The organism is Novipirellula aureliae (genome assembly GCF_007860185.1).
Classification (GTDB): domain Bacteria; phylum Planctomycetota; class Planctomycetia; order Pirellulales; family Pirellulaceae; genus Novipirellula_A; species Novipirellula_A aureliae.
Genome location: NZ_SJPY01000004.1, coordinates 200,565 through 214,783, shown reverse-complemented (window position 1 = coordinate 214,783; position 14,219 = coordinate 200,565). Strand labels below are relative to the sequence as shown.

General features: G+C 54.3%; 10 protein-coding genes. 3 read left to right on the top strand and 7 right to left on the bottom strand.

Annotated elements, in window-relative coordinates; genetic code table 11:
• Positions 1 to 43 precede the first annotated feature (43 nt).
• A complete protein-coding gene (locus tag Q31b_RS13210; protein ID WP_146600170.1) occupies positions 44 to 1,471 on the top strand; it encodes a beta-ketoacyl-[acyl-carrier-protein] synthase family protein in 1,428 nt (475 codons plus the stop codon).
• Between the two features lie 87 nt (positions 1,472 to 1,558).
• On the opposite strand, the gene Q31b_RS13205 is transcribed toward Q31b_RS13210, so the two are convergent.
• Positions 1,559 to 1,861, bottom strand: coding sequence for a P-II family nitrogen regulator (locus Q31b_RS13205; protein WP_146600169.1), 303 nt, complete (start codon positions 1,859 to 1,861; stop codon positions 1,559 to 1,561).
• A 44-nt stretch (positions 1,862 to 1,905) separates the two neighbouring features.
• A complete protein-coding gene (nadD, locus tag Q31b_RS13200) occupies positions 1,906 to 2,514 on the bottom strand; it encodes a nicotinate (nicotinamide) nucleotide adenylyltransferase (protein ID WP_146600168.1) in 609 nt (202 codons plus the stop codon).
• Positions 2,515 to 2,745: 231 nt separating this feature from the next.
• Between nadD and priA the strand changes: the two genes are divergently transcribed.
• Positions 2,746 to 5,172, top strand: a complete 2,427-nt coding sequence (gene priA / locus Q31b_RS13195; RefSeq protein WP_146600167.1) for a replication restart helicase PriA — start codon at positions 2,746 to 2,748, stop codon at positions 5,170 to 5,172.
• Positions 5,173 to 5,463: 291 nt separating this feature from the next.
• Here the strand turns inward: priA and Q31b_RS13190 are convergent, their stop codons facing one another.
• The 4 genes from Q31b_RS13190 to msrA all read right to left on the bottom strand — a co-directional run bounded on the left by Q31b_RS13190 (position 5,464) and on the right by msrA (position 11,461).
• Positions 5,464 to 6,249 carry a response regulator gene (locus Q31b_RS13190; RefSeq protein ID WP_146600166.1) on the bottom strand — a complete coding sequence of 262 codons (786 nt, stop codon included), beginning with the start codon at positions 6,247 to 6,249 and terminating at the stop codon, positions 5,464 to 5,466.
• 504 nt (positions 6,250 to 6,753) lie between these two features.
• Positions 6,754 to 9,855: an error-prone DNA polymerase gene (locus Q31b_RS13185; RefSeq protein WP_146600165.1), complete on the bottom strand. Its 3,102-nt coding sequence runs from the start codon at positions 9,853 to 9,855 to the stop codon at positions 6,754 to 6,756.
• Between the two features lie 15 nt (positions 9,856 to 9,870).
• Positions 9,871 to 10,614 (bottom strand): putative signal transducing protein, encoded by a 744-nt coding sequence (locus Q31b_RS13180; protein WP_146600164.1) that lies wholly within the window; start codon positions 10,612 to 10,614, stop codon positions 9,871 to 9,873.
• 157 nt (positions 10,615 to 10,771) lie between these two features.
• Positions 10,772 to 11,461: a peptide-methionine (S)-S-oxide reductase MsrA gene (msrA, locus tag Q31b_RS13175; protein WP_146600163.1), complete on the bottom strand. Its 690-nt coding sequence runs from the start codon at positions 11,459 to 11,461 to the stop codon at positions 10,772 to 10,774.
• Positions 11,462 to 11,564: 103 nt separating this feature from the next.
• Here msrA and Q31b_RS13170 point away from each other — a divergent pair, with 103 nt between their 5' ends.
• Positions 11,565 to 12,011, top strand: a complete 447-nt coding sequence (locus tag Q31b_RS13170) for an acyl-CoA thioesterase (protein WP_146600162.1) — start codon at positions 11,565 to 11,567, stop codon at positions 12,009 to 12,011.
• Between the two features lie 111 nt (positions 12,012 to 12,122).
• On the opposite strand, the gene Q31b_RS13165 is transcribed toward Q31b_RS13170, so the two are convergent.
• Entirely contained in the window at positions 12,123 to 14,048 is a 1,926-nt protein-coding gene (locus Q31b_RS13165; protein ID WP_231617544.1) for a hybrid sensor histidine kinase/response regulator, read from the bottom strand.
• Positions 14,049 to 14,219 lie beyond the last annotated feature (171 nt).

Sequence of the window (14,219 nt, the reverse complement as noted above, 5' to 3'; positions counted from 1 at the left end):
ACACTGTCTTTTCGCTAAACACCGTTACCCTATTGGCCCGATTATGCCGGAAGTAAAAATAGTCATCACCGGAGCGGGCGTGGTATCGCCGATCGGACTCGGGCACGCGGACTTTTTCGAGTCTCTGCTCCATGACCGGTCGGGCGTTCGTTTGTTGTCAGAGCGAGACGACGATGGGCCAAAACCACCGCCTGACTTCGACCGAACCAACGGTAGCGGTGGTGAATTCGATGGCGTATGGGTCGGGGCTCCGGTGATTGGGTTTGAACCCAAAGAGTTTGTCACGCCGCGGAAAGCGATCAAGGTAATGTGCCGCGAAATCCAGTTGACGTTCGCGGCAGCCATGATGGCGGTCGAGAACGCTGACTTGGCTGACGATCTACCCGCCCGTGACGATGGCCGGATTCACCCCAGCGAGATTGGTACCGTTTTCGGCAGCGAGATGTTCTACGGGCCACCAACGGAATTGGCCGATGCGTTCCAGCTATGCCTTAACGACGATGGCCAAATGGACGAGTCGCAATTCGGCGAAGCGGCAATGAAAAAAATCATGCCGCTCTGGATGCTGAAGTACCTGCCCAACATGCCAGCCTGCCATATCGGGATCGCTATCAATGCGCACGGCCCAAACAACTCGATCCTACTGGGCGATACCTCTGGCTCCGCTGCGTTAATCGAGGCGATGTCATGCATCGAACGAGGAGCAGCGAAATGGATGCTCACCGGCGGAACCGGCACCCGCATCAATGGGACGCGGATGAATTACCGCAGCGACTTTCCTGTCGCATCGATCGCAAACCCGGTTTCCCAATCGTCACGCCCTTACGATGTCGATTCCCGTGGCGTCGTTGGCGGTGAAGCCGCCGTCGCCTTTCTCGTCGAGTCGAAAGAAACCGCGATTGCTCGCGGTGCGAAACCGCTAGCCGAAGTCGTCTGCTCGGTAAGCCGGTTCGTTGCCTCCGGCGGCATGTCACTGATAAAACGCTCGAGCGAAAATCGGCCGTTGACCGCCGAGGAACAACAGTCGACAACCACACCAGCAACCCCTGCTATTCGTGGGTCGGCTGCCGCGATTAGCCTCGCCATCAAGGACTGCCTATCCAAATCGAAAATGGATGTGAAGCAAATCGGTCTGGTCGTTGGTCACGCGATGGGAGACCCGATCATCGACGAACAAGAAAGAATTGCTGTCACAGAAACACTGCCCGGCGTCCCTATCGTCGTTCCGATCGAAAAGGTCGGGCATACCGGAGCAGCCTCTGGTTCGATTGAGTTGCTCGTTGGGGTTCTTGCCCTGTCACGCGGCGTGATCCCGCCATCGCTGCGGTTGGCGAATGTCAGTGAATCGCCAAACAGGCCTGCTTTTCAGCGTCAAGCGTCGCGGTCACTCGAAAAAGACTACGCAATCTGTATCAGCCATGCGCCGGAGGGTGGCGCGGTGGCAACCCTCTTAAAGCGGATGGATCATTAGTCGTTTCGGCGATCAACACCGCAGCGAGGTAACAAGCACTAAAAAATCCGCACCCCCTCTTTACCGGGCAGGGTACGGCAAAAATTGCTAAAGATACTCCGCGACGGGCAAAACCAATATTTTTCCGTCGCCGATGCGGCCTGTTCGCGTCACCGAGACGATTTTCTCAAGTATTTCTTCGCAGCGAGAATCGTCAACCCAAAGCGTGATTTCGACTTTGGGAACAAACGCTTGAGAATACTCGGTATCTCGATACTCGTCCAAATAGCTCTTTTGGCGTCCATACCCTTTCACCTCGACGACGCTGAGCGCCTCGAGCGGAGCACGCCGCAAACTGACGAGCACCTGCTCGGCTAGGTAGGGACGAATCGTCGTGATAATTTGTTTCATTCAAGTTGCTCCCACGCCTTTTCTATCGCAAATGCGACCCGCCATCAATCACGGTAAAGGCCGTTCGCCTCGATCAAGGCCTCCACGCTCCTTGGTACCCGGTACCGAATGCTTCGCCCCGTCGCGATTCGGTCTCGGAGTTCGCTGCTTGAGATTTCGATCACAGGCATGTGAAGGACCCTTCGCTCGATTTCGGCAAATCGCTCCGGGGTTACCAGGCCGTCGAGTACAGACAAGTCGATAGGCGGGTCGCCACCACGATGGACGACAGAAATCACTACTTTTTGAAGCAACCGCCTTGGCTCGTGCCATTTTCGAATCGATGCTAGCGAGTCGCTGCCGATAATCAAAACGAACTCCGTATCAGGCTGTTCCGCCTGCAATTGCTCAACCGTATCGATTGTGTAGCTGACGTCCCCCCGGCTGAGTTCGCGACAATCAACGCTGTGCTTGTCGCTGCCCGAAATCGCTAGCCGGAGCATTTCGGCTCGCAACGCATCCGACGCGACCGGTCCATTTGGCTTTAGTGGCGATGTGGCGGCCGGTATCCAGTAAAGCTGGTCCAAATCGAGCGTTTCGATCGCCGATTCGGCAATCCACAAATGCCCGAGGTGAACGGGATCAAATGATCCTCCCAAAAGCCCGATTCGCATATTTTTTGTCCCTGTTTCTGTTTTTCGGTGCACGACGGCCCCCAACCTAGCCCCCAGGCTCCTGTCTCGTAACGAGCATCGTAGCAATTTTTTGTCTGCCAATGACCAGACGTGTCACCCAGGTCGTCGAGAATGGAAATCTCACTTACCCTTTTCTCGCATTTCGACTTACCCGCTATGCTACACTCTGACCCAACTTCTTTTCCGCTGCCAATTCTTGGATCCGCAGTGATGCCATCATTTGAATCCGAACAGAATCATCGCGATGACGGCGATACCAATCGTTCGCCGATTGATGATTTTGAACTCGACAATCTTGATCGGGGCCGAGGGCAAGCGTCGGAGGGTGGCAAACCGGGGTCCTCCCAGCAAGCCGAACTATTTGAAACCGATCCGCCCCCTTGGGAATTAACGGTCGAAGCGGACATTGCGACGGCGAAAATCGTATTGAGCGAAGCCCCCTACGGCCCCTACGATTACCGAATTCCTGAGCAAGACCGCGAGCACATCAAGCCGGGGATGCGAGTGCGCGTCCCCTTGGGACGTCGCCGCCAACCGATGATTGGATGGTGTATTTCGACTCAATTTGGTGCGGTCAAACAGAGTGGCAAACTGCGAGACATCGTCGAAATTCTCGATGATGAACCTCTTTGCGATCCGCCACTCGTCCGTTTAGTGGCCTGGATCAGCCACTACTACCAAACGCCCATGGGACAAGTCTTTGACACGCTGATTCCCTCAAGTGTTCGCGCCAACGCAGGAACTCGCGAGCGTAGTTACCTGACACCCAACGAATCGAATTGTGACGAAGATCAGATCGAAAAACTGCCAAAGAAACAACAATCCGCTCTGCGTTTCCTGATCGCGGCGGCGCGTCCAATGACCGCATCGGAACTGATGGTCCATGCCGAATGCACTCGGGGGCCGATTAGTGCCCTCGAATCAAAGGGCTTCCTAAAGACAATGGTCCGCCGTGAGATGACAACGAGCACGCCGATGCGCTGGCAGAAAAACGATGGCGAAGACACGTCGGCACATACCCTCAGCAGCGAACAACGCGTTGCCCTCGATCGCATCAACGCAGCAATCCATTCTGGAAAAGGAAAGACCCTGCTATTGCATGGCGTGACCGGCAGCGGCAAAACCGAAGTTTACATCCGAGCGATCGAACATGTGGTTAAGTTCGGTCGTGGTGCGATCGTGATGGTACCCGAAATCAGCCTCACTCCTCAAACACGCGGGCGGTTCGAACGCCGGTTTGATGGTGTGGCGGTATTGCACAGCCAAATGACGCCTGCGGAACGGCACTTCCAATGGCAGCGGATCCGTCGTGGCGAGGTTCAAGTGGTCGTCGGTCCACGAAGCGCCGTCTTCGCTCCCCTCCCTCGACTTGGGTTGATCGTAATCGATGAAGAACACGATGCCTCATTCAAACAGGACACTCAACCCCGTTATCACGCTCGCAAAGTGGCTCATGCACGCGCGATGTCACTGGGCGTCCCCTTGATTCTTGGTAGTGCCACACCGTCGATGGAATCGTGGCATGCAACAGCCAGCGGGCATGCCGAATTGATCACGATGAAAGAACGGATTTACAACCGCCCCATGCCCAACGTCGAATTGGTCGACCTGCGGATCCGCGACCAGCGGTCGCGAGGTGCTATCAGCCGACAATTGCATCAAGCGACAGTCGATACGTTAAAAGAAAACGGTCAAGTGATCCTGCTACTCAATCGACGTGGTTTCGCCACGACGATTCAATGCCCCTCGTGCGGACACGTCGTCGCGTGCCCCGACTGCGACATGCCGCTAACCCATCACCGCGATGGTGGCAAAGCGGTTTGCCATTATTGTGACTATACGATCGCGACACCGCCCTGGTGCCCAGCATGCCGGTATGACGGCATTCGCTACGGTGGATTGGGTACGCAAAAATTGGAAGTCGAAGTCAAAGCTCGATTTCCCGATGCCCGAGTCGCCCGGATGGATAGCGACACAATGCGCCGACCGGGGAGTCATCAACGAGTCTTGTCCGCCTTCCGCAGCGGCGAGCTAAATATCTTGCTCGGCACGCAAATGATCGCCAAAGGACTCGACTTTCCCAACGTCTTGTTGGTCGGAGTGATCAATGCGGATAGCGCCCTGCATTTCCCTGATTTCCGTGCTGCCGAGCGTACATTTCAGCTAGTTACCCAGGTCGCTGGTCGAACCGGCCGTGGATCGCGAGGCGGACGGGTGGTGGTGCAGACCTTCACGCCTGAACACCCTGCGATTCAAGCCGCATCGAGGCATGATTACCTGCAATTTGCGACCGATGAAATGGTCAATCGCCGCAAGTTCAATTACCCACCGCTCGGGTCCGTTGCCCGGATCATCATCCGCGGAGTGGTCGAAGAGGTGACCGAAGCGGTCGCCGACTCGTTGGTCAGTCGACTCGAAGCGGCACGGTTAGCACTGGAAACCGAAGTGCGAATTCTCGGCCCTGCACCGCCACCAATTTCCAAATTGCGCGGGAAGTATCGATTTCATATCCTGCTGCAAGCGACCCAAGCTTCCATCCTTGGCGAAACGATCCGCCGCGCGACGGATTCCTTTACCATCCCCGAAAAAGATGACGTCCAGTTCGTCGTCGACATCGACCCAATGGACATGCTGTAGTGGATCTTGTTAAAGATCCATTACTGAATGCAGGATCTTTAACAAGATCCATTACTGACCGCAGGATCTTTGGCAAGATCCATTACTGAATGCAGGATCTTTGGCAAGATCCACTACTGACCGCAGGATCTTTAACAAGATCCACTACTGAATGCAGGATCTTTAGCAAGATCCATTACTGACCGCAGGATCTTTAACAAGATCCATTACTGAATGCAGGATCTTTGGCAAGATCCATTACTGACCGCAGGATCTTTAACAAGATCCACTACTAACTACGAACAAACCGGGCTAGCAGCACGAACGTTTCACTTCTTCGGCCAAATCTTGGGCAAATTGATCAGGCTTGATCGGCTTGGAAAACCAGTGATCGACCCCTTGATCGCCGACTGAAATCTGGACGGTCGTCTGCTCAGCGCCACTGACGGCGAACAACTTGATTCCTTGGTAATCGGGGTTGCTGCGGATCGCTGAAACGGTTTTGGGCCCGTCCATTCGAGGCATGTTCATATCGAGCAGCACGATGTCGGGTTTTTCATGACTCTGTAGATACTCCAGTGCGGCAACTCCATCTTCCACGGCCTCGACGTTGTATCCGCAAAGCTCCAAGAATCCAACCATCAATTGACGTTCATTTTCGTTGTCTTCGACGACCAAAGCCCGACAGGTACCATCCGCCTTCAGTTGCTTTCGAGTCGTGACGGGTTCGGAAGCGAGACGATCGAGTTCTGCGAGTGATTCGACAGCCTGTGTCAGCGTCTGCTCGGCGTCCGAGATGCGACCAAGATCCAGTTGTCGCTGGAGTAGATGCAGAGCCAAATTGGCGGTATTGAGACGGTTGCGAAGTTCGTGACGAGCATGACGGGCGGCTTGGTCAGCGGCCTCGGTTTCCTGCGCTGCCAACGCGTCGGTCTTAAATGTCTCCGTATCGGGTAATTCGCCGCGGAGGACACGAACGTCGCGGGGGGCGTCAACGCCCACACGGACAGTCTTGCCGTCTACGCGAAGGATTTCAATCGAAATCCCCAAGTTGGGAAAACGTAAACTTTGATTCTTTTTCCTCGATAAAACGAGCATGGGATGGTCTCCATTCCGAAACGCTCAAATTGAATAACCTCTCTCGAAGTGGCCATGATTGGAACAGCAAAATGCCCGAGTCGACCCTTCAGAGATGCCTGCTAATCCGCAGACACAAACCAGTGCCGCGATAGGATTAACGAGGCAAGCGTTCTACGTCTTGTAGAACACGTCCGAGAGACGCACAAAACTAAATCCCTTTACGTTACTTGCCCTCTATGGAGGCAATCTTACCGAAACGCACCATGTGTGCATACACTAGTCTTTTTGAAAAAACCTTCCATCTCAAATGCTAGCAAAATAGAGTCGCCTTGGCCTTCCTGTAGTCCTGTCTCTCCGAGCCGCAGAATTCGCCGTCTCGGAGGATGCCGATTTTGTTTCCGCGTGATCTTTGTTAACGAATGTGCCGAAGGCATTTTAGCTATTTGCTCGGGATTGCGGGAACGCATCGGTGGGCATGAGGGGGCAAATCAACCATTCGTCCCCTGCCGGTGGCGTGATCCGTTATCGAAAATCTCGCGAGCGTTGGTCGATCGAAACGGACTGGTTTTCCAACTTGTCGACTCGACCAACGACAACATGAATGACGCCTTCCCGGTTCTCTAATTTCCCGTCGATCATCCAGACATTGCTCTCATGCGTCGCCGCGTAAAACCGCTTCCAAACCGCGGGAAAGAAGACCAAGTTCATTGATCCCGTTTCGTCTTCGATCGTGACGAACGTAATCCCTTTAGCGGTTCCCGGCCGTTGTCGCAGCAGCACGACACCGGCGACTCGGACATGCCGCCCATCTCTCAGTCCAGGCAAGTCGCTTGCTCGGACGCATCGATTTGCTTCCAGCTGTGGACGAAGGAACGAAATCGGGTGAGCCTTCAAACTCATTCCGATGGTTCGGTAGTCGGCTTCGACTTCCTCCTGCATCGACATCGATGCCAACCCATCAGGAATCGGTTCCTCCTCATCCATCAGCGAGCCAAACAATGGTTGCTCGGTAGGCTTGGTTTCTTGAGCGAGCGATTGCCACACGGCTGCTCGGCGGTCGCCCGCGATGGTTTGAAAAGCATCCGCATCGGCCAACTTGGATACCACGGCTGAACTAACCTTGGTTCGCCGCACCAATTCAGCAACATTGGCGAACGCTCCACCGCGATTTCGTTCGGCAACAATTCGCTCGGCCGCTTCTTTTGCCAACCCCGCCGCTCGATCAAGTCCCAACCGAATTGCCGGTTGGTTTTCATTATCCGGGTTTGCCTCGAGCGTTGATTGCCAATCACTCCGATTAACGCACAAGGGAAAAACCACAACGCCGTGCTTCTTTGCATCGGCGACCAATTGTGCGGGTGCATAGAATCCCATCGGTTGGCTGTTGAGCAATGCTACGCAAAAGGCAGCCGGAAAATGCCGCTTCAAATAGCACGACGCATACACCAGCAGAGCGAAACTAGCGGCGTGCGATTCGGGGAAACCGTATTCACCGAAGCCACGGATTTGATGAAAGACGTGCTCGGCAAATTTCTCATCGAGTCCCGTTCGACGCATTCCTTCAAGCAGCTTGATGCGAAACTTTTCGATCACTCCTGGTCTTCGCCAAGCTGCCATCGCACGACGAAGTTGATCCGCTTCGCCAGGAGTAAAACCGGCTGCGACAACCGCCAACCGCATCGCTTGCTCTTGAAAGATCGGCACACCCAAAGTCTTTTCGAGGACACCGCGTATCGCCTCGTTCGGATAGACGACCGACGCCGGATCCTGCCTCGCTTTCAAGAACGGATGAACCATATTGCCTTGAATCGGGCCAGGCCGAACGATCGCGACTTCGACGACCAGGTCGTAATAGCATCGGGGGCGAAGTCGTGGCAGCATACTCATTTGCGCCCGGCTTTCAATCTGGAACACTCCAATCGTATCGGCAGCACAAATCATGTCATAGGTTTCACAATCGTCCGCTGGTATGGTCGACAAACTGAGATCTCGTCCATGATGCCGAGCAACCAATTCGAAACAACGTCGAATCGCTGACAACATGCCAAGCGCTAAAACGTCGACTTTCAAGATACCAAGTTCATCCAAGTCGTCCTTGTTCCACTGGATAACCGTGCGTCCATCCATCGCCGCATTCTCGATCGGGCAAAGTTCGCACAATTCCCCCTGCGTCATGACCATGCCGCCGGTATGTTGAGACAAGTGTCGTGGGAAACCGATCAGGCTTTGCACGAGATAGACAAACCGCTTGCCAATTTCAGATTCGGTATTCAAGCCTGCCGCTCGGCAGCGGTCGCTAAAACGGGCATCCCGATCGAGTCCGCCGCCTGCTTTCGACAACGCGTCGAGTTGGTCGGGCGAGATGCCGAGGACTTTACCAACCTCGCGAATCGCGCTGCGGGTACGGTAGGTTGTAACGACGGCGGTCAACCCCGCTCGATGCCGACCATACTTTTCGTACAAATATTGGAGCACCTCTTCGCGTCGCTGGTGTTCAAAATCGACGTCGATATCGGGAGCCTCGTTTCGTTCGCGGCTAATGAAACGCTCGAACAACAAATCCGTTTGGCTGGGATCGACACTGGTGATACCCAGACAGTAGCAGACCGCTGAGTTGGCTGCCGAGCCGCGACCTTGACACAAGATCCCCCTTCCACGAGCAAACCGGACCAGATCCCAAACGGTCAAGAAATAGGCTTCGTACCCCAGTTCTTCAATCAGCTTCATCTCGTGTCGCACCAAGTCGATGATCCGCTCGGGCACCCCCGTTGGCCAACGTTGATTGGCCCCTTCCCACGTCAATCGCTTTAAATGCTCGATCGGTGTTTTGCCCTCGGGAGCCAATTCGACGGGGTATTCGTATCGCAACTCATCGAGCGAAAAATTGCATCGGCTTGCGATTTCGGCCGTGCGTGCAATCGCATCAGGTGCATCGCGAAAGAGGTCCGCGATTTCCGCCAGCGTTCGGAGTCCGAATTGGCTGTTGGTAAACCGCCTTTGAGAAACCTCTTCGATCGTCATCCCGCTGCGAATGGCGGTGACGCAGTCATGCAGTAACATCCGCTCGGCACAGTGGTAATGCACACCTCCGGCGGCGACGAGAGGGACGCCGGTTTGCATCGATACCTCACGAAGCCGATTTGCTTTTTCGCGGTCGTCGACTCCGCGGTGCATTTCGAGTAGCACGTACGCTCGGTCAGCAAAGACTTCACCAAATTGGCGTTGCAAAAAATGCACGGTGCAGTCCGACGTCGGGAGGACCGCTGCGATACTTCCTTCGCTGTGTTCTGCGATATCGGCAAAGGATAACCTATAACGCCCCTTTTCGGCCCGCATACGCCCTCGAGAAATCAGCCGACATAGTCGGCCATAAGCGGCGCGATCGGTCGGCCACAAGACAAGGGGCGGTCCATCAATCGGATCGATCTCGGTTCCAACGAGATACTCGATGCCAACCTCTTTCGCTGGCGTGTGCCCCCGAACGATACCGGCAAAAGAGGCTTCATCGGTAATCGACAGGCCCGCGTACCCAAGCTCCGATGCCCGCTCAACAAGCTCATCGGGATGGGACGCACCTTGCAGAAATGAAAAGTTACTCTTGCAGTGCAGCTCAACGTACTTCATTCAATGGATGCTCCATCACCAACCGGTCAGCCAATAAAATGTCCAAAAGGAGAGATTGATTCCATTGATTAGGGTCGCAAGGAGCAGTTGACGTCGACAACTGCGGATTCGATAGGCAATCGGGGATAAACCGAACGTCAGATAGAGCGAATAACCATTGAGAAGCGGGGGAAAAAATAGCAGGCCAATGATCGACGAGTAAAAAACTCGCCGCACGTCCGCCTTGGTTGTTTCCACTTGCTCCGCATTCGTGCCGATCAACCGACCTGATGCTGCTGACGACTCGCTTGGCGTTTTAATCACAACCGGCGGCGAGTAAGGATTACTCGATCTCGGCAGGACGACTCGATCGTTCGGAACGGTGATCGTCTCCGACTCCCAACCCTTTTCCCGCTCATTCCTATCGAAATCCGAAACGGTGCGGCCTGGCAAATCCGCACCATCTCGCTTTTTGTTGCAGCTCCAACAAACTTCAAAGGTCGGCTCGTTTTGCTCGTCGCAACGTGAACACACCCATGCGGTGGCCGTGTCGCGAAGCCACTCGTCCGCTTGCAGAATTTCAGCGGCTCGCAAGTAGTCCTTTTCGGCGACCTCGACGCGAACCAATCGATTGGTTCCCGCACCGCCAAACCCGAGTGCTGTGACAGGATCGGTTCCGGTAACGATCGACGGAATCCCCTCGGTCGCTAAGCGATTGCAAAGGGTTTGTGCCAAAAACATGTCGGCACACTCACGGACGGCGATAGTCGAATGCTGCAACTCATGGTCTCCAAAAGCAAAACGTCGAAGTCATATTGTAGACGATCCCAAGAGGCCCGAGCCACTCTTTTGCTAAGCCTAAAATCAAGCGGTGACAAAGTACGAAGCCTCTTAACGTGGGCTCCGCTGCCTGTGGCAAAACCGAAACGGAAGCGGATTATTGGCTTTTCTTGAGTAGATCGCTAAAAATTAGATTGGTCTTGCGAACTTTGGTTCGGACCACTCTCTGGCAATAGCTTTGGTAGGGGTTTCGGCGATAATAGTCCTGATGATATTCTTCGGCGGGATAGAACTTTTCCGCCGGCTCGAGCGTGGTGACGATCCGATTACGAAATTCACTCGATTCGTTCAGCTTCTTGATCGTCGCTTCCGCGATCTTCTTTTGTTCGTCATTGTGATAGAAAATCGCACTGCGATACTGGGTGCCTACATCAGCACCTTGTCGGTTAAGCGATGTTGGATCATGCGTCTTGAAGAAAATCTTCAAGATCTCTTCGTACGTTCGGACCGAGGGGTCGTAATAGACTTCGACCGCTTCGGCGTGTCCGGTTCGCCCTGTCAATACTTGCGTGTAATTCGGGTTGGCTAACGGGCCACCGGTGTAGCCAGAAACCACATCATTGACCCCTTCGATACGTTCATAGACCGCTTCGGTACACCAGAAGCAACCTGCTGCCAACGTTGCAACGGTTTGATCCGGCTTGGTGTTTGTGTCTGCCTTCGGCTGAGGTTCGTCTGCAAACGCCGCTTTCGGCAGCAAATACAAGCAAATGATCACGACAGCGGCCAAAAATCGCAGTCTGCCTGGGTTCCCATTTAGGTTCTTGATTGTCTTGGTCAAATGCATGGTTATTTGTTCCTGATTTGGACTTTGTTCTTGTTACGCTTCTATGATAGTCAAGTGACTAGCTTTTGGTCACATTGTTACTCACCTCAGGACTCGCCTCACGATGCTCCCCTATTACGACCTCCCTCACCTTGTGGAGGATGACGAAATCGATTCTCAGCAACACGTCCATAACCTAAGGTATTTGCAATGGACACTATGGGCCGCCGGTAAACATTCAGCGGCCATGGGCTGGGATTCCAAGCAGGCAGCAGCCGACGGTCTCGGTTGGGTCGTTCGCAAGCATGAGATCACTTATCGCAGGGCTGCTTTCGCCGGGGACCACTTGGTGATTCGCACCTGGGTCAGCGACATGGACCGTTACGCGTCCATTCGCAAGACTCTGATTTGTCGTCCAGCGGATCAAGCGGTTTTGGCACGAGTCGATACCCGTTGGGTTTACGTCAACTTGAGAGCTCACAAGGTCGTGGAAATCCCCGACTCGGTACGAAGTTTGATGATCCAATCGAAGACGCCGCCGATGCCATGGACGGACGGAACGAAAACCTAGGGGGGGTGGCCTGTTGTCTCTGCCAGGAATCCTGTCGAAATCAGTCGTGAATCTTGGCGAAATCAGTCGCCCGGGTTATCCCACTCCGCCTTCACTTCGCGACGGGTCAACTTATTCGTTGCTGGCATTCGAGTCGGGAGCGGGGCCAGCGTTCGGGCCGGGAGTCGGGCCAGCGTTCGGGTCGGGAGCCGGACTGGCATTCGGGCCGGGAGCGGGGGCAGCGTTCGGGCCGGGAGCCGGGCTAGCATTCGGGTCGGGAGTGGGGCCGGCATTCGGGCTGGCATTCGGTGCATCGGCTGACAACGTTTTTTTCTTGTCCTCGGCATCCTCAAGAATCGTTTTGACAACGTCGACAAGTTGATCCAAGCGGAACGGTTTGAACAGCACCCCTTTGGCGTGCAGCCCATTTTGCCGAGCTTTGACGATTGAGTGCCCTGGGTCGTAGCCAAACCCGGTCATTAAAACCATCGGCACATGATCCATCAACATGCCAAGCTTCAGCATCAGTTGGTAGCCGCTATAATCGGGCAGTTTGATGTCGCTAATGATGACATCGTAAGTGGAGGTTTCGTCACTGCCGCGAACCATCAAAACGGCTTCGTCACCTTTATGGGCCGTTTCAACAATACATCCATACCGCTCAAGCAGTTCGTGGGCATCCTCGCGGACCTGCTCATCCGCATCGACGACCAAGATCCGCTTGCCACGCAAAGCCGTATGACAGGGAGATTGATGACCTACCGGAACCGCTTCGAGCGGCGTCATTCGTTGTCCAATTTGCTGGATCGTTTGCTTGATGTCGCGGGCATTGCGGAGCACTCGGCGAAGCCGGTCGGTCACCTCACCACTGTGCCCGATGTATTGTTCCATCACATTGACGGCATCGTTCAAAATCTCGTCGACCGGAAGTGCTACCGCACTATGAATCGCGTCACAACTTTGCTGGGCCGTATTTGCTTTCTGAGCTACCAACAATTCAAGTGTATTGAGGGCAAACGCGATATCTCGCGAAAAAATCTCCAAGAACTGCAGATCCGCGTCCCCAAACGCGTTGACATCCGGGCTTTCGATATTGATCGTACCGAGCACTTGGTCGTGCAACATCAAAGGAACGGTCAGTGAGCTTCGCGAGTTGGCAACGCCGGGGATAAATAACGGATCGTTGATCACATCATGACAAATGTAACTCACGCCGCTGGCGGCGACGTAGCCGGTTACCCCATTGCCCTGCGGATGAGCAAAGAGTTGGCGGTCGGCGGCGTCTTGGTCAATTCCGACGCTTAGAAGTGGCATCAGGGTGCCGGTCGCTTGCTCGAGAAGCCGAATCTCGATGACCTCGAAATTAAGCAGGTCACTCAGATAGTGACGAATGTTTTCTTTAAGGAGATCGATCCGCTCATCGACCTCCATCATAAAGATCTCCGATGGACGCAAATCCGCTAATTCACGCCCTGCGTTGTGAATCGCAGCCAATTTCTGCTGCTGGAGTATCTCTTCGGTAATATCATTGACCGTGACCACCAATTGGCGACTGTGGTCGGGGTGCATCATCGGGGCGGCATGAACCTGGAAATAGCGACTGTCTTCGGTATGCAGCGTACTGTTGCTCTCGTCCCCGGTCGCCAGTGCGGTATGAAACGGGCAAAAATCGGGGCCCATGATCTCAGGGTTGGACAGCACCTCGTAAAAACTCATGCCAACCGGCGATTCGGTTAGCCCTGCCCATTTCAACAACCGGCGATTGGCCCACAACACGCGTAACTCGGTATCAAGAAGAGCGACCCCTTCGGGCATATCGCGGAGCATAATCCCGCTTTGAGAAATGCCCCGCAGTTCACTCACTTCGGGCAATTTATCGCGAGCAATCCAAACGCCATCGATCGCAGGGTCTTCCAATTGATCGACGACTGCGATGGAGCCATCGACGACGACAACATCCTCTTCCGGGAAATCGCCCGGCAACGTCATTGGATCGCCGATACAAATCAGCTTTCGATGCGTTGTTACGTTCTGTGTCGATTCCGCCGATCGATTCATCGATCCTCTCCCGCCAACAGGTGACTTGAGTGTTTCGTCAAGGATGTAATCTTCCGCCAAAAAATCCATCAACCGAAAAACTAAACTCGTCCAAACTCGTTACTATGCCAACACTCTAACATAAAGAATCGACTAAGTAATACGTTGACCGGCCACCGATTTTTAATTTTC